Annotated in this window: 21 protein-coding genes; 15 read left to right on the top strand and 6 right to left on the bottom strand. The window is 59.7% G+C overall.

What is annotated here, in order from left to right; all coding sequences use genetic code 11:
• The 5 genes from AD668_RS21930 (at position 1) to AD668_RS21910 (ending at position 4,090) form a co-directional block, all read left to right on the top strand.
• Entirely contained in the window at positions 1-705 is a 705-nt protein-coding gene (locus tag AD668_RS21930) for a TetR family transcriptional regulator (RefSeq protein ID WP_053162148.1), read from the top strand.
• A 131-nt stretch (positions 706-836) separates the two neighbouring features.
• Positions 837-1,391, top strand: a complete 555-nt coding sequence (locus AD668_RS21925) for a hypothetical protein (RefSeq protein WP_053162146.1) — start codon at positions 837-839, stop codon at positions 1,389-1,391.
• A 33-nt stretch (positions 1,392-1,424) separates the two neighbouring features.
• Positions 1,425-2,702 carry a flavohemoglobin expression-modulating QEGLA motif protein gene (locus AD668_RS21920; protein WP_053162144.1) on the top strand — a complete coding sequence of 426 codons (1,278 nt, stop codon included), beginning with the start codon at positions 1,425-1,427 and terminating at the stop codon, positions 2,700-2,702.
• A gap of 147 nt (positions 2,703-2,849) precedes the next feature.
• A complete protein-coding gene (locus AD668_RS21915; protein WP_053162142.1) occupies positions 2,850-3,761 on the top strand; it encodes an alpha/beta hydrolase in 912 nt (303 codons plus the stop codon).
• Complete coding sequence (locus tag AD668_RS21910) at positions 3,761-4,090, top strand: hypothetical protein (protein WP_053162140.1); 330 nt, start codon at positions 3,761-3,763, stop codon at positions 4,088-4,090. Before AD668_RS21915 ends, AD668_RS21910 begins: the two co-directional genes overlap by 1 nt.
• 92 nt (positions 4,091-4,182) lie before the next feature.
• Here AD668_RS21910 and AD668_RS21905 read toward each other — a convergent pair whose 3' ends face one another.
• The 3 genes from AD668_RS21905 to AD668_RS21895 all read right to left on the bottom strand — a co-directional run bounded on the left by AD668_RS21905 (position 4,183) and on the right by AD668_RS21895 (position 6,103).
• Positions 4,183-4,980: an OmpA family protein gene (locus AD668_RS21905; RefSeq protein WP_053162138.1), complete on the bottom strand. Its 798-nt coding sequence runs from the start codon at positions 4,978-4,980 to the stop codon at positions 4,183-4,185.
• A gap of 46 nt (positions 4,981-5,026) precedes the next feature.
• Positions 5,027-5,440 (bottom strand): DUF4398 domain-containing protein, encoded by a 414-nt coding sequence (locus tag AD668_RS21900; RefSeq protein WP_053162137.1) that lies wholly within the window; start codon positions 5,438-5,440, stop codon positions 5,027-5,029.
• 318 nt (positions 5,441-5,758) lie between these two features.
• Positions 5,759-6,103 carry a hypothetical protein gene (locus tag AD668_RS21895; RefSeq protein WP_053162135.1) on the bottom strand — a complete coding sequence of 115 codons (345 nt, stop codon included), beginning with the start codon at positions 6,101-6,103 and terminating at the stop codon, positions 5,759-5,761.
• Positions 6,104-6,304: 201 nt separating this feature from the next.
• On the opposite strand from AD668_RS21895, the gene ppc reads away from it, so the two are divergent.
• From ppc to AD668_RS21860, 7 genes are all read left to right on the top strand, one after another.
• Complete coding sequence (gene ppc / locus AD668_RS21890) at positions 6,305-8,935, top strand: phosphoenolpyruvate carboxylase (protein ID WP_053162133.1); 2,631 nt, start codon at positions 6,305-6,307, stop codon at positions 8,933-8,935.
• A gap of 288 nt (positions 8,936-9,223) precedes the next feature.
• Positions 9,224-9,871, top strand: coding sequence for an adenylate kinase (gene adk / locus AD668_RS21885; RefSeq protein ID WP_053162130.1), 648 nt, complete (start codon positions 9,224-9,226; stop codon positions 9,869-9,871).
• Positions 9,872-9,963: 92 nt separating this feature from the next.
• A complete protein-coding gene (gene tsaB, locus AD668_RS21880; RefSeq protein WP_053162129.1) occupies positions 9,964-10,638 on the top strand; it encodes a tRNA (adenosine(37)-N6)-threonylcarbamoyltransferase complex dimerization subunit type 1 TsaB in 675 nt (224 codons plus the stop codon).
• Between the two features lie 218 nt (positions 10,639-10,856).
• On the top strand, positions 10,857-11,162 hold the full coding sequence (locus AD668_RS21875) for a hypothetical protein (protein WP_053162127.1): 306 nt from the start codon (positions 10,857-10,859) through the stop codon (positions 11,160-11,162).
• Complete coding sequence (locus tag AD668_RS21870) at positions 11,162-12,022, top strand: DUF72 domain-containing protein (protein ID WP_053162125.1); 861 nt, start codon at positions 11,162-11,164, stop codon at positions 12,020-12,022. Before AD668_RS21875 ends, AD668_RS21870 begins: the two co-directional genes overlap by 1 nt.
• 35 nt (positions 12,023-12,057) lie before the next feature.
• Complete coding sequence (locus AD668_RS21865; protein WP_053162123.1) at positions 12,058-12,879, top strand: oxaloacetate decarboxylase; 822 nt, start codon at positions 12,058-12,060, stop codon at positions 12,877-12,879.
• Between the two features lie 2 nt (positions 12,880-12,881).
• Positions 12,882-13,577, top strand: a complete 696-nt coding sequence (locus AD668_RS21860) for an extensin family protein (protein ID WP_053162121.1) — start codon at positions 12,882-12,884, stop codon at positions 13,575-13,577.
• Positions 13,578-13,580: 3 nt separating this feature from the next.
• Here the strand turns inward: AD668_RS21860 and AD668_RS21855 are convergent, their stop codons facing one another.
• A complete protein-coding gene (locus AD668_RS21855; protein WP_053162119.1) occupies positions 13,581-14,201 on the bottom strand; it encodes a hypothetical protein in 621 nt (206 codons plus the stop codon).
• A gap of 93 nt (positions 14,202-14,294) precedes the next feature.
• On the opposite strand from AD668_RS21855, the gene AD668_RS21850 reads away from it, so the two are divergent.
• A complete protein-coding gene (locus AD668_RS21850) occupies positions 14,295-15,077 on the top strand; it encodes a class I SAM-dependent methyltransferase (RefSeq protein ID WP_053162118.1) in 783 nt (260 codons plus the stop codon).
• A 137-nt stretch (positions 15,078-15,214) separates the two neighbouring features.
• Here the strand turns inward: AD668_RS21850 and AD668_RS21845 are convergent, their stop codons facing one another.
• Complete coding sequence (locus tag AD668_RS21845; RefSeq protein WP_053162116.1) at positions 15,215-15,853, bottom strand: TetR/AcrR family transcriptional regulator; 639 nt, start codon at positions 15,851-15,853, stop codon at positions 15,215-15,217.
• A gap of 93 nt (positions 15,854-15,946) precedes the next feature.
• Between AD668_RS21845 and AD668_RS21840 the strand changes: the two genes are divergently transcribed.
• Entirely contained in the window at positions 15,947-17,047 is a 1,101-nt protein-coding gene (locus AD668_RS21840) for an efflux RND transporter periplasmic adaptor subunit (protein ID WP_053162113.1), read from the top strand.
• Positions 17,048-17,053: 6 nt separating this feature from the next.
• Complete coding sequence (locus AD668_RS21835) at positions 17,054-20,119, top strand: efflux RND transporter permease subunit (protein ID WP_053162112.1); 3,066 nt, start codon at positions 17,054-17,056, stop codon at positions 20,117-20,119.
• A gap of 530 nt (positions 20,120-20,649) precedes the next feature.
• On the opposite strand, the gene AD668_RS21830 is transcribed toward AD668_RS21835, so the two are convergent.
• Positions 20,650-20,932 (bottom strand): transposase (locus AD668_RS21830; RefSeq protein WP_156322386.1); only part of this gene is annotated, 283 nt, incomplete at its 5' end.

Raw genomic sequence — 20,932 nt, 5'->3', positions numbered from 1 at the left:
ATGGCTCAAGAAGGTGCAGCGGGTATCGCCACTGCGGTCGCTGAAAGTGTTCAGTACCAGGGCCGCAAGGCCAGCCGACAGGGCAGTGAACAGCGACGACAGGACATTCTCGACGCCGCGATGCGCATCGTCGTGCGCGATGGTGTACGCGCTGTGCGACACCGTGCAGTGGCCGCCGAGGCGCAAGTGCCGTTATCGGCGACCACCTACTATTTCAAGGATATCGATGACTTGCTCACCGATACCTTCGCGCAATACGTGGAACGCAGCGCGGCCTACATGGCCAAGTTGTGGGTGAACAACGAAGGTCTGCTGCGTGACATGATCGCCAGTGGCGACGGTAGCCCGCAGGCCCGTTCAAATCTGGCGGACGATATCGCACGGTTGATGGCGGACTATGTGCATCGACAATTGGTTACGCGCCGCGAGCATCTGTTGGCGGAGCAGGCGTTCCGTCAGGAAGCGTTGCTCAACCCACGCCTTGCCGTATTGGTACGCTCGCATCAGCAAATCCTTTTGCAGGGCTCCTGCCAGCTTTTCCAGGTATTGGGCTCGCGTGAGCCGCAACAAGATGCCAAAGTGTTGACGGCTATAATCGGACGGATGGAATATCAGGGCCTGATCAACGACACCGAGCCGGTCGCCGAAGAGGAAATGCTCGGCAATCTGACGCGGTACATGCATTTGGTACTCGCGTCGGTATAACCCCTGTAGGAGCTGCCGAAGGCTGCGATCTTTTGATCTTGACCTTCTCGATACCGCTGCAAAGCCAGATCAAAAGATCGCAGCCTGCGGCAGCTCCTACGAAAGTGGTGTGTGTTCAAAGGGAGTGTTGAATGAAAGCCTGGCGTTTCGTTGTGATCGCCTTGTCGTTCCTGTTACTCAGTGGCTGTCTGGTGACCTTCAAGGAGCCGCTGCCCACCAGCGAACCCGCGCCCAAAGGGTTGCTCGGTAAATGGACCAGCACCAGTGCCTGGGGTGAGCCAGTCAATCTGGAACTGACGCGCATCGCTGATAATCGCTATCAGGCCGTCAGCTACTTCAAGGCCAGACCCAAGGAGCGTGAAGCCTATCCCTTCACCGTGTCGCGCCATGGCAGCCGCTGGTATCTGTCGGCGAAGGTGCCGGCGCAGTTCGGTGGGCATTTCATCATCGGCGGCTTCGAACTGACCGACCAGCGTGAACTGGTGCTGTACAACCTCGACCTCGAACAGATCAACCAGGCGCTGAAACAAAACGCCCTGAGCGGCGAAGCGTTTGACACTGACGACGGCGAGGGTGTGTTGATCAACAGCCCGATGGACAAGGTCGCGGCTTACCTCGACGACCCGGCCAATTCCGACGTGTTCATCGAGGCGGTACGCTACCAGCGTCAGGCCAAAATCAAATAACCAGCACACAATAGGTACTTACAGGAGTTTCGGGTGGACGATTACCAGCAGTCGATACGCATATTGTCCGATCGCATTGTGCTGGCGCAGACGCCCATTCGCGTCCTCGATGCGGTCAAGTGGGACGACAGCATTCGCCAGGGTTTTCTCAAGGCCAAGGGCAAGGAAATGCCGGCGATCGATCGCGACTATTACCTCAACCGGCCGCTGGCGTTCGATTCCAGCAAAGTGAAGCTGGAATTCCAGAACATCGAGCGCGACATCACCCGCCAGCTCGGCCAGTTCAACCCCGTCGGCCAGATCATGCGACGCATGTGCAAGGAATACCGCATGGTGATCCGCATGCTCGAAGCGCGCGGCACCGAGGACTTCGGCCTGATTTCCCAGGAGTTGTACGGCGCCGCCTCGGACGCCTTCCACGCCGGCGACCCGACCTTGTCCGACCTGGGCCTGATGCTCTCCGATTACCTGAACAACATCGACGGCCGTGGCGACCTCAAGGATGAACCCAAGACCCTGACCGCCAAGGAAGCGGTCGAGATGCTTCAGCATCGCTTGAACAAGGTGTTTGGCGAGGCGGAGGAAACCATTCGGGTATTCGAGTCTGACGGAATCGTCGCGGATGCGGCGGCGGGCGCGGACTACATCAAGATTCGCTCCGATGCGATGTTCAACAACCGTGACGTCCGCGCCCTGGAAGTCCACGAAGGGCTGGTGCACGTCGGCACCACGCTCAATGGTTTGAACCAGCCGATCTGCACCTTTCTCTCCAAGGGGCCGCCCTCGTCGACGGTGACTCAGGAAGGCCTGGCGATCCTGATGGAGATCATTACCTTCGCCTCTTACCCCAGTCGCCTGCGCAAACTGACCAACCGCACCCGCGCCATTCACATGGTCGAGGAGGGCGCCGACTTCATGCAAGTCTTCGAGTTCTTCCGCGAGCAAGGTTTCGAAATGCCCGAGAGTTACAGCAACACCAGCCGCGTTTTCCGTGGCTCGGTACCGACAGGTCTGCCATTTACCAAAGACTTGTCCTATCTCAAGGGCTTCATCATGATTTACAACTACATTCAGCTGGCCGTGCGCAAAGGCAAGCTGGAGCAGATACCGCTGCTGTTCTGCGGCAAGACCACGCTGGAAGACATGCGCACGTTGCGTCAGTTGGTGGACGAAGGCCTGGTGGTGCCGCCCAAGTACTTGCCGGAGCAGTTCCGCGACATGAACGCGCTGTCGGCGTGGATGTGCTTCTCGAACTTCCTCAACCACCTGAGTCTGGACCGGATCGAGGCGGATTACTCCAACATCCTGTAATCCTGGCGACCTTCCTTGTAGGAGCTGGCTTGCCAGCGAATGCGTCATATCAGACAACAACCATGTTGCATGTTGAACCGCTTTCGCTGGCAAGCCAGCTCCTACAGGGGATCCATTCCAATCCCGTAATCTGCGAGGTTTCACCGGATGAGAATCCTCGGCACCCTCTGGCTTCTCCTGACCTTGACCGGTTGCAGTTCGCTGCTGTTCTATCCCGAACCCGGTCAGTTGTTCACCCCGGTAAAGGCCAGGCTCGAGTACCGCGTCATCACCCTGACCACCGCCGACGGCCTCAAGCTGAATGCCTGGTGGCTGCCTGCGAAACAAGGCGTCGAAGTCAAAGGCACGGTGCTGCACCTGCATGGCAATGGCGGAAACCTGCCGATGCACTTGGGCGGAAGCTATTGGCTGCCGAAAAAGGGTTACCAGGTATTACTTGTGGACTACCGCGGTTACGGTCTGTCCGAAGGTGAACCGAGTCTGCCGGCCATCTATCAGGACATCGACGCCGCCTTCAAATGGCTCGACCAGGCGCCAGAGGTCAAAGCAAAGCCGCTGATCCTGCTCGGCCAGAGTCTCGGCGGTTCTATGGCCGTGCATTACCTGGTGCAACACCCGGAGCGTCAGAAGCAGCTCAAAGCCCTGATTCTCGATGGCGCCCCTGCCAGTTACCGCAGCGTCGGCCAGTTCGCGCTCAGCACTTCATGGCTGACCTGGCCGTTCCAGGTGCCGTTGTCGTGGCTGGTGCCGGACGGCGACAGCGCGATAAATTCCATGGCGCAACTCAATGGCGTGCCGAAACTGCTCTATCACAGCATCGACGATCCGATCGTGCCTCTTTCCAATGGCATCCGTCTGTATCAAGCTGCGCCGCCGCCGCGGGTGTTGCAACTGACACGCGGCGGGCATGTGCAGACGTTCGCCAACCCGGTTTGGCGCACCGTCATGTTGCGATACCTCGAAGACCCGCAGCACTTCAACGGCCTGCGCCGCCTGGGTGAAATCCCCAATTACCCGGCACCCCCGAATTCTGAAAATGAACCACCAGAGAGTCTGTAATGAGTGAAGAACGTAACGCCATCCCGCTGATCATCACCGGTATCTGCAGCATCCTCGGCACCGTCGGTGCCCTGTGGTGGTACGGCTACCTGCACTTCGCCAAACCCGAAGATGCGCTGTTGCTCAACGAGTTCACCATGCTCAAGACCGTGCCGGGCGAAGACTACCGAGTCTCCCTGGAGCCGGCCGCGCAAGTGGCGCAGTGCATCGATGGCGTGCTGGTGTTGTTTGACATGGAGCAGAAAGGCCTGACCGGTGTGCTGGTGGACAACAAGAAAAAAGCTGTGCGTTGCATGGGGCAGGAAACGCCGCAGAAGCTGGCGCCGTAACCCAGCAGAAAAGATCGCAGCCTGCGGCAGCTCCTACACCTACTCCCTGTAGGAGCTGTCGCAGGCTGCGAACTTTTTGATCTTGAGACCCGTTACTGCGTATTGGCACTCACCGCCGAACGCGGTATCACCGGTTGGTTGTCATTGGAAATGGTCACCTCCACCCGACGATTCATCGCCCGTCCCGAGGTGCTGGTGTTGTCTGCCACCGGGTATTCCTTGCCATAGCCCTGGGCGACGACGCGGGTTGGGTCAACGCCCATTTTCACCAGCGCCGCTCGTACGGAACCCGCGCGACGTTCCGACAACGACTGGTTGTGCGATGCCGTACCGGTGCTATCGGTGTAACCCTCGACGATCGCTTTGCGGTCGGGATTCTCCTGAAGGTACTGCGCCAGTTTGTTGATGTTCATCAGCCCGGTGGATTTCAGCTCGGCCTTGTCTGTGGCGAATAGCACGTCACCGAACGTCACCAGTGTCCCGCGGTCGGTCTGCTTGGCGTTGAGGCTGTCCTTGAGTTGTTTGATCTGCTGATCGCGAGCGTCAAGGCGCGCTTCGGCCCGTTGTGCCGAGGTGGTTTTCAGATTGGCTTCCGCGGTACGCAGGGCGATGGTTTGCTTGGCCACTTCAACCCGCTGGTTGGTCAAATAGGCAAGCTGATCAACCTTGGCCGCGTCTTCCTTGTCTCTGTAAGCCTGGTCGGCCTTGCCCAGATAGTCGCTGGCCTCCTTGGTTTCCAGGGCGGCAACTTTGCTCGCTTGCGGGTCGGCTTGCAGGCCGGTGTAGTTGGTGCGGGCCTGTTCGAGGTTGGCGTTGGGAGGTGTCGAGCAGGCCGCCAAAGACACGGTAACAGCCAGTAGAGCAGGGATCATCAGTTGATTACGCTTCATGATTTCGTCCTTTTAGTCGAGTAAGAAACACGTCGTGCCACGCCGTTTATTGAACGGTGCGCTGGCTTTCCTGACGCAGTTCCTGAACGCCTTGTTGAGCGTCTTTCGCTGATTGTTCAGCCTTCATTGCCTGGGCCTTGCGCTCTGCCACGCGAGCGTCCCATTCGGCCTGCTCGGCGAGTGTGCGGGCCTGGTCGTATTGCTTGTCGTGCATGGCAATTTCAGCTTGCTTGAGCTTGTCTTGGGCGGACTTCATTTCCACGGCGGCGAATTCGGTGCCGCCTGCGCTCACCGCGTCATTGACGGCCGATTGGGTCACTGCGTATTGCTCGGTCGGCGGGTTGCCGGCGCAACCGGCCAGCACAAGGCTGCTACCGAGGGCCAGTGCCGCCAGTTTCAAGCTGCGCAGGTGAGTGAACGAGGATGTACCAGTTCGGGTTTTCATGGTCTTCAACTCCATTGGGCCAGCTCCTGAAAAAACGTCGAAATCCATCCTGGGCAAGGAGCTTTAACCTTCGTTTGCGGTGTGTTCAGAAACGCTCGTCCCAGGTGTGGTTACTGGGGTTGACCCGAGGCTTTTTTTGAAAGTTCAGAGAATTTAGTTAGCTATCGAAAAAATCTTGAGTGAGTCGACAGGGCTCTAAGTCGCTATTTGTGGGAACGAGCCTGCTCGCGATGGACTTAACGACGCCGCTTTTTTTCAGATATCACGCGGTTTGGTTAAGGAACATCGCGGGCAGGCTCGCTCCCACATTGAGCGGTAAGGCGGGGAAATGAATCAGTGTTTCTGCTTGTCGTGACCGGTCGACAAATCGTGTAGATGCCTGCGAGACAACGCCAGAAAACGCGGGGTCGGCCCGACATCTTCGTACAGCGGATCACCTTCTTCATCGGTGGCGACCACGGTCGAGCCCTTCACATACGGGAAGCTTCTTTCCAGTTCTTCCAGCGCGGCGCCGATCAGGTCGCCGAGCAGTTCTTCAGGGTGTCGCTTGGGGTACATTTCGATGATCGCCGCCAGCCGTGCGGCAGACTCTACGTCCAGATGGATGGCATAGCCGGTATCGGTCAGACGACCCTTGGCGTTTTCTTCCCAGTGGTGGGCGAGCTCGCGGATTTTCATAATGACCTCATTGCACGCCTGCTCGTGGCAGGTCTGGAGAGTGTCCGGCCGTAGCCGATGACGGCCGTTGTACGACCCACTCTTCAGACTAGCTTTAACGCGCAAGGTTTAAAGGTCCTTCGTCGACTGGCTTGTAAGAACCTGTCTGGCGCGGCACTCTCTAGGTTCGTAGCCGCCCGGATTTTTGCTGGAGAACTGCTGATGACCGATATTGATGCACGCTTGCGCGAAGACGTTCACCTGCTGGGTGAGCTGCTGGGCAATACCATTCGTGAACAGTATGGCGAGGGGTTTCTCGACAAGATCGAGCAGATCCGCAAGGGCGCAAAGGCTGACCGTCGCGGCTCCATGGACGTCGAACTCAGCGCCAGCCTAAATCAGCTGACCGAAGATGAATTGCTGCCGGTCGCGCGGGCATTCAACCAGTTCCTCAACCTGGCCAACATCGCCGAGCAGTACCAATTGATTCATCGTCGTGAAGAATCCCAGCAGGCGCCGTTCGAATCCCGGGTGTTGCCAGAGTTGCTCGCTCGCCTGCGCGCCGAAGGTCACGGTGCGGAAGCCCTGGCCAGGCAATTGGGGCGACTGGAAATCGAACTGGTATTGACCGCACACCCGACCGAAGTCGCGCGGCGCACATTGATCCAGAAGTACGACGCCATCGCCGCGCAACTGGCCGCGCTGGACCACCGCGATCTGACCACTGCCGAACGCGATCAGATCAAAACCACGCTGCAGCGCCTGATCGCCGAAGCCTGGCACACCGAAGAAATCCGCCGCACGCGCCCCACACCGGTCGATGAAGCCAAGTGGGGTTTCGCGGTGATCGAGCATTCGCTTTGGCAGGCGATTCCCAACTACCTGCGAAAAGCCGATCAGGCGCTGCATGCCGCCACCGGCCTGCGTTTGCCATTGGAAGCTGCGCCGGTTCGGTTTGCGTCATGGATGGGCGGCGACCGCGATGGTAACCCCAACGTGACCGCGGCCGTGACCCGCGAGGTGCTGTTGTTGGCGCGCTGGATGGCGGCTGACTTGTACCTGCGTGATGTCGATCACCTCGCTGCCGAACTGTCGATGCAGCAGGCCAGTGATGAATTGAAAGCCAAGGCCGGGGACAGTGCCGAACCGTATCGGGCGGTGCTCAAGCAACTGCGCGAACGCCTGCGTGCGACGCGCAACTGGGCACACACCGCGCTGTCAGCACCTGCGCCAGCCACCGCCGATGTACTGCAAAACAATCGCGACCTGCTTGATCCCCTGGAGCTGTGTTACCACTCGTTGCACGATTGCGGCATGGGTGTGATCGCGGACGGTCCGCTGCTCGATTGCCTGCGCCGGGCTGTGACATTCGGCCTTTTCCTGGTGCGGCTCGATGTGCGTCAGGATTCGTCTCGGCACAGTGCGGCCATGACTGAAATCACCGATTACCTGGGCCTCGGTCGCTACGAAGACTGGAGCGAAGAGGAACGCATTGCCTTCCTGATGCGTGAACTGAGCAACCGCCGACCGTTGCTGCCCACCTACTTCAAACCGTCTGCCGACACGGCCGAAGTGTTGGCAACCTGCCGCGAAATCGCGGCTGCGCCGGGGGCGTCCCTCGGTTCGTACGTGATCTCCATGGCCGGTGCCGCTTCCGATGTGCTGGCTGTGCAATTGCTGCTCAAAGAGTCCGGCGTATTGCGGCCAATGCGCGTCGTGCCGTTGTTTGAAACCCTCGCCGACCTCGACAACGCCGGGCCGGTGATCGAGAAGCTGTTGCTGTTGCCGGGCTATCGCGCACGCTTGCAAGGGCCGCAGGAAGTGATGATCGGCTACTCCGACTCGGCCAAGGACGCCGGTACTACGGCGGCTGCATGGGCGCAGTATCGGGCGCAAGAACGATTGGTGGATATCTGCCGCGAACAACAAGTGGAACTGCTGTTGTTCCATGGCCGCGGTGGCACTGTGGGGCGTGGTGGTGGCCCGGCACATGCGGCGATTTTGTCGCAGCCACCGGGTTCGGTGGCGGGGCGTTTTCGCACCACTGAACAAGGCGAAATGATCCGATTCAAATTCGGCCTGCCGGACATCGCAGAACAGAACCTCAATCTGTACCTGGCGGCGGTGCTCGAAGCGACGCTGCTGCCGCCACCGCCGCCGACGCCAGAATGGCGGCACTTGATGGATGAATTGGCGGCAGATGGTGTCAGCGCTTACCGCGCCGTGGTGCGGGAAAATCCTCAGTTCGTCGAGTACTTCCGGCAGTCGACGCCGGAGCAGGAACTCGGACGTTTGCCGCTCGGCAGCCGTCCGGCCAAGCGTCGGGCCGGCGGAATTGAAAGCTTGCGGGCGATTCCGTGGATCTTCGGCTGGACCCAGACGCGCCTGATGTTGCCGGCCTGGCTCGGCTGGGAAGCGGCCTTGAGCAAGGCGCTGGAGCGCGGCGAAGGCGAGCTGTTGGGACAGATGCGCGAGCAGTGGCCGTTCTTCCGCACCCGTATCGATATGTTGGAAATGGTCCTGGCCAAGGCCGACGCGGAAATTGCCCAGTCCTATGACGGGCGTCTGGTCGAGCCGGATCTGTTGCCGTTGGGCGCGCACTTACGCGACCTATTGTCGCAGGCGTGCACCATCGTCCTCGGCCTGACCGGGCAGTCGCAGCTACTGGCACATAGCCCAGCGACCCTCGAGTTCATCCGTTTGCGCAACACCTACCTTGACCCGCTGCATCTATTGCAGGCCGAGTTGCTGGCCCGTTCGCGGCAACAGGACGTGGCGCAGGGCAGCCCGGTAGAACAGGCGCTGCTGGTGTCTGTAGCGGGGATTGCCGCCGGATTGCGTAACACCGGCTAACGATTTTGTTGTGAGATCAGGCATCCGGCGGTTGAGTCGGATGCCGGCCTGTGACAGGTCCAAAAGTGTTACCAGGCGACAGTTAATGATGGGGTTGCGACTTGGGGAACTGTGCGCAATGGTCGCATGAGGCAGCGGTTTCTCCGACTTTCGGCGTCTTGTGTGGGCGCAGCCTGCTGTGTATCTTGATCAGCCTTTGGCCGTTTGGGCGGTCACGACCCTATTTTTGAGATTGGCCCCACGAGGCGAATCTGACGTTATCTATATAAAAAATTGAGGAGCACATCGATGCGCGTCATTCTGCTGGGAGCTCCCGGGGCCGGTAAAGGTACTCAGGCACAGTTCATCACCGAAAAATTCGGCATTCCGCAAATCTCCACCGGCGACATGCTGCGTGCCGCGGTCAAGGCTGGCACCGAGCTGGGCATCAAGGCCAAGAGCATCATGGATGCCGGCGGCCTGGTCTCCGATGACCTGATCATCGCGCTGGTCAAAGACCGTATCGCCCAGGCCGACTGCGCCAATGGCTTCCTGTTCGATGGCTTCCCGCGCACCATTCCTCAGGCTGAAGCCCTGGTGACTGCAGGCGTTGAGCTGGACGCAGTGGTTGAAATCGCCGTTGAAGACGAAGAAATCGTTCAGCGTATCGCCGGTCGCCGTGTTCACGAGGCCAGCGGCCGCGTTTACCACATCGTCTACAACCCGCCGAAACTTGCCGGTAAAGACGACATCACCGGCGAAGAACTGGTACAGCGCAAGGACGACACCGAAGAAACCGTGCGTCATCGCCTGTCGGTCTACCACTCGCAGACCAAGCCGCTGGTGGATTTCTACCAGAAGCTGTCGGCCGCCAACGGCAAGCCGAAGTACAGCCATATCGCAGGCGTGGGTTCGGTTGAAGCCATCACCGCCAAGGTGCTGGCAGCGCTGAGCTGAAAAGTCTGAATCGCTTCACCTTCTACGGCCCGCTTGCGGGCCGTAGTTGTTTATACTGACGCACTTTTTTGACCTTTCTTGTGGATACATCGATGAGCACCTTGCTGGCCCTGGACACCGCGACTGAAGCTTGCTCCGTTGCCTTGCTGCATGACGGCAAGGTGACGAGCCATTACGAGGTGATCCCGCGCCTGCATGCGCAGAAGCTGTTGCCGATGATTCAGCAGTTGCTGGCCGATGCCGGGACCACCCTGCAAGCAGTCGATGCCATTGCGTTCGGTCGCGGGCCGGGTGCGTTTACCGGCGTGCGCATTGCCATCGGTGTGGTGCAAGGCTTGGCGTTCGCGCTGGAGCGCCCGGTGCTGCCGGTGTCGAACCTCGCCGTGTTGGCCCAGCGTGCCTATCGCGAACACGGTGCCAGCCAGGTCGCCTCGGCCATCGACGCGCGCATGGACGAAGTGTATTGGGGTTGCTACCGCGAGACAGCGGGGGAGATGCGTCTGGTCGGCGCTGAAGCCGTGCTGCCACCAGAGTCGGCTGCGTTGCCGGCCGATGCCAACGGTGAGTGGTTTGGCGCGGGCACCGGTTGGGGATATGCCGAGCGTATCGCTGTCAGCCTGAGCGGGCAGGACGCAGGCATGTTGCCTCACGCTGAAGACTTGCTGACCCTGGCGCGCTTTGCCTGGGATCGTGGCGAGGCGATCGTCGCCGATGAGGCACAGCCGGTTTATCTGCGCGATAAAGTGGCGACGCCGAAGGCACGTTAAGCCTTAAAAGATCGCAGCCTGCGGCAGCTCCTACAGACGATCGCATTTGCCTGTAGGAGCTGCCGCAGGCTGCGATTCTTTTACAGAAACACCAATCATCGGTTTCTAACCACCGCTTTTAAACCTTTTGTCTTTTATGTGTTCTAGTTATCACTCGGCGGTTTGCGAAGTGGATGATGCGCCACTAAACTGCCATCACTGATCCCGAGCATATCTCTATGCGTATAGACGGCGTTTCCTCTCAGTCCTATCCCATCAATCGCAAGCCTCGCAAAGGCCGTGTGGAGGAAGACGAATCCGTCGATATCGACGGCGAGCTGGAAATTCCAACTGAAGAGCAACTGGCTGCCCGCGCCGCCAAAGCTTCTGCGCAAAAGTTGAGCAATCTCCCCGCCCGTCAGCAGGACATGCTTTACCACCGTGCGATGAGCAAAAGCGTGGCAATGGCCTTGGCCAGTTACCTGAGCACTGCAGCTTTCGTCGACTGGGATGCGGACGTGCTGGGTCTCGATCTGTACATCTGATGTTGCTGCCGTATTACCTCGGTTGCCCCTCGTGGAGTGAAAACGCCTGGCGTGACTATCTGTATCCGCCAGACGCCAAACCCGCTGAATTTCTGAATCTCTACTCCCAGGTTTTCAACGCCGTGGAAGGCAATACGACCTTCTACGCGAGTCCGTCTGCAACCACCGTGCAGCGTTGGGCCGAAACCATGCCCGAGCACTTTCGTTTCACCGCCAAATTCCCCCGCGAGATCAGCCACGGCGGCGACTTGCGCGAACAGCTCACCGCCGCCGAAACATTCCTGCAATTGCTCAAACCCCTCGGCGAGCGTGTGTCGCCATTGTGGTTGCAGTTATCGAAAAGCTTCACGCCGCAACGCGTGCCCGAACTGGCCGGATTTATCGACGCCTTTGGGCACTCTCTGGCTGTGGAGGTGCGCCACGACGATTTTTTCGCCAAGGGCGATAGCGAGCGCATGCTCAATCGCCTGTTGCTCGATCGCGGTGTCGAACGCATCTGCCTCGATCCGCGTGCGCTGTTCAGCTGCACCTCGACCGAGCCGTCGGTGCTCCATGCGCAATCCAAGAAACCTCGAGTCCCACCGCGTCCGGCAGCATTTACGCAGTTCCCGCAGGTGCGTTTCATCGGTCATCCCGAGCTTGAAGCCAACGATCCATTCCTGTTGCCGTGGGTGGAGAAAGTCGCACGGTGGATCGAAGAGGGGCGTACGCCATATATCTTCCTGCATACCGCCGATAATGTGCTCGCGGCGAAACTGGCGCAGCGTTTTCATGGGCGCCTGATGTTGCGTTTGCCTGGCTTGCCAGCGCTGCCTGAGCTATACAGAGAACCCGCCGCCGAGCAACTTGGCTTGCTCTGAAGGCGGATTCGTTCGCCTTTTTCAGGAGCCTGTCAATGGACGCGCAAACCCTTCGAGCCCAAGCGTTTAAAGCCTTGCACGAACGCAGCGGCGCTTTTGTGATTCCCAATCCATGGGATGCCGGCTCGGCGAAGTTGCTCGCCAGTCTCGGCTTCGAGGCGCTGGCGACCACCAGTGCCGGCTATGCCTTTTCCCAGGCTCGTCCCGATGGTGGTCTGACCCTGGACGACACGCTGGCTAACGTACGGGCGATTGTCGCTGCTACAGATTTGCCGGTGGCGGTGGACCTGGAAAACGGGTTTGCCGACGCCCCCGCCGATTGCGCCAAGAGCATTTTGCGCGCGGCAGAGGCGGGGGCTGTCGGTGGTTCGATTGAAGATGCGACGGGGCGTGAAGGCGCTCCGATCTATTGTTTCGAGCATGCTGTGGCGCGTATCGAGGCTGCCGTGTCAGCCACCCGCAGCTTGCCTTTCCCTTTCACACTGACGGCCCGGGCCGAGAATTTTCTGCATGGCAATCCGGATCTGGACGACACGATTCGCCGCTTGCAGGCCTTCGCCGAAGCCGGGGCCGACGTGTTGTATGCGCCAGGCTTGCGCAGTGCTGAAGACGTATTGGCGGTGGTCCGTGCGGTGGCGCCGAAACCGGTCAATGTGTTGATGTCTGGCGGCTTGAAACTCTCCGTGCAGCAACTAAGCGAAATGGGCGTCAAGCGCGTCAGTGTCGGCTCGGCGCTGGCATTGGCGGCATTGGGCGAGTTCTATCGTGCAGCCGAAGAGATCAAGACGTCCGGCACATTCGGCTTCACCTCGCGTTCAATGCCGTACGCACAGGCCAATCAATTGTTCAAAGGCTGACGATGCGGTTCCGGTGGTGGCTGTTGCTGGTGCTGTCGATCATCGCTGCGGCGGGTGTGGGTGCCTGGCGCGGTTGGCTGGTAGTGCCACCGCAATGGAACCCTTGGGCACCGCTGGACGTGAAGGCCACGCCCAACCTGCTGACCCGCTACAAGCTGATGCGCCTGCGCGATGACCCGCAACTGTGCGCACAGGCCTTGAGCAGTTCCGGTTTGCGCGTGGCCCCGCAGGCTGACAGCCCTGATGCCAAATGCCCGCTCACCAATGCCCTGCGCGTGCAGGGCGGCGAGGTAGCCCTGAGCAGCAGTTTCCTCGCCAGTTGCCGCCTCGCTGTGTCGTTTGCCTTGTTCGAACACCACGTCTTGCAGCCCGCCGCACAGACCGTTTACGGGCAAGCGGTCGGTCGAGTCGATCATCTCGGCAGCTTTGCCTGTCGTAACGTTTATGGGCGTGAAAATGGGCGGCGCAGTCAGCACGCGTCGGCCGATGCACTGGATATCGCCGCTTTTCGCCTGGCCGACGGTCGATCCATCAGCGTGCTCAAGGATTGGCCCAAGGATAACCAGGACGCACAGTTTCTAAGACAGATCCGCGATGGCGCCTGCGACATGTTCAGTGTGGTGTTGAGCCCGGACTACAACGCAGCCCACCGCAATCACTTTCATGTGGATGTCGGGCCGTGGTGGGTTTGTCGTTAAGGCTCAGGCGGCGATGCGCAGGTTTTGCAGGACAATCGGGCGGGCCCAGCCGTTATCGAAATCGAATTGTTTCTGTTGTTCTGCCAGTTCTTTCGGTGAGAACGGCGGGAATGGTTTGTCGAGCAAGTCGAGTTCAAATTCGGCGATCGGCAAGTGCAGCGGACGAGGTTGTGGTGCCGGGGTGATCTGCGCCACAGGCTGGCCGGCGTTAAGGACGATCGGGCGAACCCAGCCGCTTTCGAAGTCTTGTTGCTTCTGCTGGGCGACAATTTCATCCGCCGGGAACGCTGGGAATGGTTTGTCGGCCAGGTCCATTTCGAACTCGGCAATCGGCAGGAACAACGGTTCGGGCGGGCGGACTTCGTTGTCCTTCACATCGCATTCACGCTGGGAAACGATGTGCGCCAGCAGGTCGCTGCCGACGGTAGGTTCAACCGGGCTGTCGAGATCGACCGGTGGAAAGTTCAGTGATTCAGGCAGCACTTCACCCGACTGTTCGGCCAGCGCACGGGCAAAGAAATCCTGCCAGATGTGGCTGACGCCGCTCAGCGTCTGGGTGTTTCGCAGGTTGTAGTCGCCGTAGGGCGAGATAAAACCTGTGATTGTGGGTTGAATGTCTGACATTTCTCTCGGTCGACGCTCAGCTCTGGCAAAATGCTCGATAGTTTTGTTATCGGCCGTTTTTGCCGATCATTAATTTTTTGAGCGTGTTTTCCGATGATTGATCAACCCGCGGTGTGCCGCATCCATGTCGAGGCGCTGACCCCTGCGTTCGAGCCACAGGCCGGGCAATGGGCCGAGCGCCTGGGCTTGCCGCTGCAAGTGGCTGAGGGCGAGTTTGCCTTGCAGGTGGGCGAGCAGGGTTTGCAACTGCAACAGTTGGGGCCGGATGCGCCGGGACCGGTGCGGGTGGACTTCGTCGAAGGCGGTGCGGCCCATCGCCGTCTGTACGGTGGCGGCAGCGGGCAGATGATCGCCAAGGCTGTTGGTGTGGCGCAGGGCGTGCGTCCACGGGTGCTGGACGCTACGGCGGGGCTGGGCAAGGATGCGTTCGTGCTGGCCAGCCTTGGATGCGAGATGAGCCTGATCGAGCGCCAGCCATTGATTGGTGCCTTGCTTGAGGATGGCCTGGCCCGAGGGGCGGAAGATTTCGATGTGGCGCCGATCGTGGCGCGCATGCGTTTGCTCAAGGGCAATTCGATCGAGGTGATGCGCAATTGGGAGGGTGAGCCGCCGCAGGTGATCTACCTCGACCCGATGTTTCCGCACCGCGAGAAAACCGCGCTGGTGAAGAAGGAAATGCGCCTGTTCCGACCGTTGGTGGGTGATGACCCGGATGCACCGGCGTTGCTCGAAGCGGCGTTGGCGCTGGCCAGCCATCGGGTGGTGGTCAAGCGGCCACGCAAGGCGCCGTGCATTGAAGGGCCGAAGCCGAGTCATGCGCTGGATGGTAAATCCAGCCGGTATGACATCTATCCGAAGAAGGCGCTCAAGCCTTAGGACCGAGTCGCCTTCATCGCTGGCAAGCCAGCTCCTACAGGTTTTGTGTCGGCCCCAGGATTTTGGAACACCTCGGGCCCTGTAGGAGCTGGCTTGCCAGCGAAGGCGTCAGCCCGGACACGCTCAAGCCATCAGGTTCACTCAGGCCGATAAGCCCGCATAAACAACCCCACCACTTCCCGCACATGGCTCTCCGCCGCTTCACCCACCGGCGGCTCGCCGCAGCCGTACAGCAAACGAAAATTCCCCGCGCCCTTGAGCAGGCAGAAGAAGTGCTCGGCCGCGTTGTGCGGTTTGTCGATGCTCAACGCGCCGCTTTCGTCGATCTTGCTCAGCAAACGTTCCATGCCGAGCACCATGCGCTGGGGCCCGGCCTCAAAGAAAATCTGCGAGAGTTTCGGGTCCAGGCTGCCCAGGGTCATCATCAAGCGGTGCAGGTTCACCGACTCGTCGCTGTTGATCAGCTGATGAAAACCGCGCGCGATGTTCAGCAGCACCGTTTCCACCGCCACGCCTTCGGGCAATTCAAAAAACAGCGGCGGCAGTTGTTCTTCGCACTTGGCCACCACGGCGGCGGAGAACAGCGTCTCCTTGTCATTGAAATGGCTGTAGACCGTCAGCTTCGATACGCCGGCTTCCGCGGCGACAGCATCCATGCTGGTGTTGGCATAACCCTTGGTCAAAAACAGCGTTTTCGCTGCATCGAGGATCGCCTGGCGCTTGGTCAGATCCTTGGGGCGGCCCGGGCCATTGGGTGCTGAAAGATTGTTCGACATATTCGCTTTTATTACTGGACTGGTGAGTTTGCTATTAATAACATACTCGCCAGTATAATTATTCCAAGCACCATTAGCGAAAGGTCCTTCACCATGTTCCGCTATGCCTTGCCCCTCGCGTTGCCGGTCAGCCTGGCATTTTTATTGACGGCGTGCGGTCACGAAGAGGCGCCGCAAGTCAGCATTCGTCCGGCCATGGTGGTTCAGCCAGAGCCTTCGTCCCAGGCAATGGAAAGCTATCCCGGTGAAGTACGCGCCCGTTATGAGCCGGACCTGGCGTTCCGCATCGGCGGCAAAGTCAGCCGACGACTGGTCGACGAAGGGCAGAGGGTCAAGGCCGATCAGCCGCTGGCGGAACTCGATCCCCAGGACGTGCGCCTGCAACTGGAAGCCACCCGCGCCCAGGTCGCGGCCGCCGAGGCCAACCTGAGCATGGTGCGCGCCGAGCGTGATCGCTATAAAACCCTGATGGAGCGTCAACTGGTCAGCCGCTCGCAGTACGACAACCACGAAAACCTTTACCGTTCTGGTGAAGCGCGTCTCAAACAGATCAAAGCCGAATTCAACGTTTCGACCAATCAGGCCAGCTACGCCGTGCTGCGTGCGCCGCAGGATGGCGTGGTCGCCAAGCGTGCGGTGGAAGTCGGGCAAGTCGTCGCGGCCGGGCAAACGGTGTTTACCCTGGCCACCGATGGCGAACGTGAAGTCCTGATCAGCCTGCCGGAACAGAGCTTTGGCCGCTTCAAGGTCGGTCAGCCAGTATCGGTGGAACTGTGGACGCAGCCGGACCAGCGTTTCGACGGGCGTATTCGCGAGCTGTCGCCGGCTGCCGATCCAAAGTCCCGTACCTTCGCTGCGCGCATCGCTTTCAGTAGTACCAAGGTACCCGCCGAACTCGGACAGAGCGCCCGCGTCTTCATACAGACCGCCGAAACCGTTGCGCTGTCGGTGCCGCTGTCGGCGCTGACCGCAGAAAGCGGCGTGACCTATGTCTGGGTCGTCAGCGCCAACAACACGCTGAAAAAGACACCGGTGCGGGTCGGTGCCTTTGGCGAGAAAAGCGTACCGGTACTCGAAGGCCTCAACGCCAGCGACTGGGTAGTGGCCGCCGGCGTCCATGTGCTGCTGGACGGGCAATCCGTGCGCCCGGTGGATCGCTCCAATCGCGTGGTCAATCTGGCCGACAAGGAGTAATCCCCGATGGGTTTCAATCTTTCTGCCTGGGCGCTGCGCAATCGCCAGATCGTCCTGTTCCTGATGCTCTTGCTCGCCATCGTCGGCGCTCTTTCCTACACCAAGCTCGGCCAAAGTGAAGACCCGCCGTTCACCTTCAAAGCCATGGTGATCCGCACCAACTGGCCGGGGGCGACCGCCGAGGAAGTCTCGCGCCAGGTTACCGAGCGCATTGAAAAGAAACTGATGGAAACCGGCGAGTACGATCGCATCGTTTCTTTCTCTCGCCCCGGTGAATCCCAAGTGACCTTCATCGCCCGTGACTCCATGCATTCGGTGGAGGTTCCGGAGCTCTGGTATCAGGTGCGCAAGAAGGTCAGCGACATTCGCCATACCTTGCCGCCGGGCATTCAAGGGCCGTTTTTCAACGATGAATTCGGCACCACCTTCGGCAACATCTACGCCCTGACCGGCGAGGGTTTCGACTACGCCGTGCTCAAGGATTACGCCGACCGCATCCAGATCCAGTTGCAACGGGTCAAGGACGTGGGCAAGGTCGAGTTGCTCGGCCTGCAGGACGAGAAAATCTGGATCGAGTTGTCGAACGTCAAACTCGCCACCCTCGGCCTGCCACTGGCGGCGGTACAGCAGGCGCTTGAAGAGCAGAATGCGGTGTCTACGGCGGGCTTCTTCGAAACCAGCAGCGAGCGATTGCAGTTACGGGTAACGGGGAATTTTCAGACGGTTGACGAGATCAAGAATTTCCCGATCCGCGTCGCAGATCGTACGTTCCGTATCTCCGATGTGGCCGATGTGCGCCGTGGCTTCAATGATCCACCGGCACCGCGCATGCGCTTCATGGCCGAGAACGCTATCGGTCTTGCGGTCGCGATGAAGGACGGCGGCGATATTCTGGTGCTGGGCAAGGCGCTGGAAATCGAGTTCGACCGCATCCAGAAAGACCTTCCGATCGGCATGCAGCTGCGCAAGGTGTCCGATCAACCAGCCGCGGTGAAGACCGGTGTCGGCGAATTTGTCCAGGTGTTGGTCGAAGCATTGGCCATCGTGTTGCTGGTGAGTTTTTTCTCCCTCGGCGTGCGCACCGGCATGGTGGTCGCCCTGGCGATTCCGCTGGTGTTGGCCATGACGTTTGCCTGCATGTATTACCTGGGCATCGGTCTGCACAAGATTTCCCTTGGTGCGTTGGTTTTGGCGCTGGGCCTGCTGGTGGATGACGCCATCATTGCCGTGGAAATGATGGCGATCAAAATGGAGCAGGGCTTCGACCGGGTCAAAGCGGCGAGCTATGCCTGGACCAGTACCGCGTTCCCGATGCTCACCGGCACGCTGATCACCGCGGCCGGTTTTCTGCCGATTGCCACGGCGCAATCGGGCACTGGCGAATACACCCGTTCGATCTTCGAGGTGGTCACCATCGCGCTGTTGGCATCGTGGGTGGCGGCGGTGCTGTTCGTGCCTTATCTGGGGGAAAAACTCCTGCCGGACCTGGCGAAAATTCATGCGTCGAAACACGGCCCTGGCCAGCCAGATCCTTACGCCACGCCGTTCTATCAGCGTGTCCGGCGTGTGGTGGAGTGGTGTGTGCGCTGGCGTAAAACCGTGATCACGGCGACCGTGGTGTTGTTCATTGCCTCCATCGTGCTGTTCCGTTTTGTTCCGCAGCAGTTCTTCCCGGCGTCCGGCCGACTGGAGTTGATGGTCGACCTGAAACTCGCCGAAGGCGCTTCCTTGAGCAACACCGCCGAGGAGGTCAAACGTCTCGAAGCATTGCTCAAGGACAAGGCAGGGATCGATAACTACGTGGCCTACGTCGGCACCGGTTCGCCGCGTTTTTACCTGCCGCTGGATCAACAACTGCCTGCCCCGAGCTTCGCCCAGTTTGTCGTGCTGGCCAAGACCATCGAGGATCGCGAACCTCTGCGCACCTGGTTGATCTCAACGCTCAACGAACAGTTCCCGACCCTGCGCTCGCGGGTCACACGCCTGGAAAACGGTCCGCCGGTAGGTTATCCGGTGCAGTTTCGGGTCACGGGTGAACACATCGAGGAAGTCCGCGCTCTGGCACGCAAAGTCGCCGCCAAGGTTCGGGAAAATCCGCATGTGGTCAACGTTCACCTCGATTGGGAAGAACCGAGCAAAGTCGTTTATCTGAACATCGATCAGGACCGCGCCCGAGCATTGGGCGTGAGCACGGCGAACCTGTCGAAGTTCTTGCAAAGTTCGCTGACCGGTTCCAGCGTCAGTCAGTACCGCGAAGACAACGAGTTGATCGAGATCCTGCTGCGCGGCACGGTGCATGAACGCACGGAGCTGTCGTTGCTGCCGAGCCTGGCGATACCGACGGACAACGGTCGCAGCGTGGCGTTGTCGCAGATAGCGACCCTGGAATACGGCTTCGAAGAAGGCGTGATCTGGCATCGCAATCGGCTACCTAACGTGACGGTGCGGGCCGATATTTATGGCAAGGAGCAGCCGGCAACGTTGGTGCAGCAAATCATGCCGACGCTTGATCCGATCCGCGCTGAATTGCCGGATGGGTATTTGCTGGATGTCGGTGGCACGGTGGAGGATTCGACGCGCGGACAGAACTCGGTGAAGGCCGGGGTGCCGTTGTTCATCGTGGTGGTGTTGACGTTGCTGATGCTGCAATTGCGCAGTTTCTCACGCACGGCGATGGTGTTTCTGACGGCCCCGTTGGGGCTGATCGGCGTGACGCTGTTCCTGATGGTGTTCCGTCAGCCGTTCGGGTTTGTGGCCATGCTCGGGACGATTGCATTGTCGGGGATGATCATGCGCAACTCGGTGATTCTGGTCGATCAGATCGAGCAAGATATCGCGGCGGGGCTCAAGCCTTGGCAGGCAATTATCGAGGCGACGGTGCGGCGGTTCCGGCCGATTGTACTGACGGCGCTGGCGGCGGTGTTGGCGATGATTCCGTTGTCGCGCAGTGTGTTCTTCGGGCCGATGGCGGTGGCGATCATGGGCGGGTTGATTGTGGCGACGGCGTTGACGCTGCTGTTTTTGCCGGCGCTCTATGCGGCCTGGTTTCGGGTTCGCAAAGAGTCGGATTGATGGTTTGACCTTGGCGGCCTTCGGGCCGACCAGGTTCATTGGGTTTTTTGTTGGCTGAGAGGGTGAGTGCATATCCGTTTTTTCGGTAACGGCCACTTTTGGTTTCGCCCTTACGGCGACTCACTTTTTTTTCAAACCCCTCCAAAAAAGTAAGCAAAAAAAGGCTCGCCCCTGACGTCCGGCCCCTCGCTGAGGCTCGGTGTTCCTTCGCTCCGGCATTCATCCGGGGGCATCGCCTCCGGTCGGCTTCGCTTCGACCTCCTCTCGATGTGTTCGACTTCGTCGAACGGCGCTTCGCGCCCACCCCCGGATGAACACCTCCACTCAGCCTTCCGACGGGGCGGGTGGATCAGGATCAAAAGCTGAAGGCGAGCTAACGCTCGGCCTGATGAGTGGTGAAGAGCTTGGTGTACGCTGTTCTGCCTTTGCTCTTCTGTAGGGGCGAGCCTGCTCCGGGCGGCGTTCCGACGGTGGCGGCCTGTCAGCCGACCAATCTCTCAAAGATGTATCCAATCCTATTGTGGGAGATTCTATGTTTGGGGGGAACTCCCAAGCATAGAATTTGGCGTGTATTCACTTTGGTTTTTCATCAGCGCGAACATCACTCTGGCGAGCTTGCGTGCCAGGATAACCAAGGCTTGAGTACCTTTTAGGCCTCTGGCCAGGTAGCTCTGGTAGTACGGTTTCCAGACCGGCGAGCGGCTGGCGGCCATGGCACTGTTGTGAAACAGGCGCCGAAACTCAGAGTCCCCTCGCTTGGATAGCCGACGCCTTTGATCCTTTTGTCCTGACTGCCTCACCCGCGGATCCATG

Source organism: Pseudomonas sp. P1.8 (assembly GCF_001269805.1).
Lineage (GTDB): Bacteria > Pseudomonadota > Gammaproteobacteria > Pseudomonadales > Pseudomonadaceae > Aquipseudomonas.
The sequence above is the reverse complement of the archived record's forward strand: the minus strand, read 5'-3'. Positions and strand labels throughout refer to the sequence as shown.

Bases quoted from the DNA above. Each gene is read 5' to 3' on its own strand.
- AD668_RS21930 (WP_053162148.1), top strand. From the start codon at position 1: ATGGCTCAAGAAGGTGCAGCGGGTATCGCCACTGCGGTCGCTGAAAGT.
- AD668_RS21875 (WP_053162127.1), top strand. From the start codon at position 10,857: ATGCGTATAGACGGCGTTTCCTCTCAGTCCTATCCCATCAATCGCAAG.
- AD668_RS21870 (WP_053162125.1), top strand. From the start codon at position 11,162: ATGTTGCTGCCGTATTACCTCGGTTGCCCCTCGTGGAGTGAAAACGCC.
- AD668_RS21895 (WP_053162135.1), bottom strand. From the start codon at position 6,103: ATGAAAATCCGCGAGCTCGCCCACCACTGGGAAGAAAACGCCAAGGGT.
- AD668_RS21905 (WP_053162138.1), bottom strand. From the start codon at position 4,980: ATGAAGCGTAATCAACTGATGATCCCTGCTCTACTGGCTGTTACCGTG.
- ppc (WP_053162133.1), top strand. From the start codon at position 6,305: ATGACCGATATTGATGCACGCTTGCGCGAAGACGTTCACCTGCTGGGT.
- adk (WP_053162130.1), top strand. From the start codon at position 9,224: ATGCGCGTCATTCTGCTGGGAGCTCCCGGGGCCGGTAAAGGTACTCAG.
- AD668_RS21860 (WP_053162121.1), top strand. From the start codon at position 12,882: ATGCGGTTCCGGTGGTGGCTGTTGCTGGTGCTGTCGATCATCGCTGCG.
- AD668_RS21915 (WP_053162142.1), top strand. From the start codon at position 2,850: ATGAGAATCCTCGGCACCCTCTGGCTTCTCCTGACCTTGACCGGTTGC.
- AD668_RS21845 (WP_053162116.1), bottom strand. From the start codon at position 15,853: ATGTCGAACAATCTTTCAGCACCCAATGGCCCGGGCCGCCCCAAGGAT.
- AD668_RS21855 (WP_053162119.1), bottom strand. From the start codon at position 14,201: ATGTCAGACATTCAACCCACAATCACAGGTTTTATCTCGCCCTACGGC.
- AD668_RS21910 (WP_053162140.1), top strand. From the start codon at position 3,761: ATGAGTGAAGAACGTAACGCCATCCCGCTGATCATCACCGGTATCTGC.
- AD668_RS21835 (WP_053162112.1), top strand. From the start codon at position 17,054: ATGGGTTTCAATCTTTCTGCCTGGGCGCTGCGCAATCGCCAGATCGTC.
- AD668_RS21865 (WP_053162123.1), top strand. From the start codon at position 12,058: ATGGACGCGCAAACCCTTCGAGCCCAAGCGTTTAAAGCCTTGCACGAA.
- tsaB (WP_053162129.1), top strand. From the start codon at position 9,964: ATGAGCACCTTGCTGGCCCTGGACACCGCGACTGAAGCTTGCTCCGTT.
- AD668_RS21840 (WP_053162113.1), top strand. From the start codon at position 15,947: ATGTTCCGCTATGCCTTGCCCCTCGCGTTGCCGGTCAGCCTGGCATTT.
- AD668_RS21925 (WP_053162146.1), top strand. From the start codon at position 837: ATGAAAGCCTGGCGTTTCGTTGTGATCGCCTTGTCGTTCCTGTTACTC.
- AD668_RS21850 (WP_053162118.1), top strand. From the start codon at position 14,295: ATGATTGATCAACCCGCGGTGTGCCGCATCCATGTCGAGGCGCTGACC.
- AD668_RS21900 (WP_053162137.1), bottom strand. From the start codon at position 5,440: ATGGAGTTGAAGACCATGAAAACCCGAACTGGTACATCCTCGTTCACT.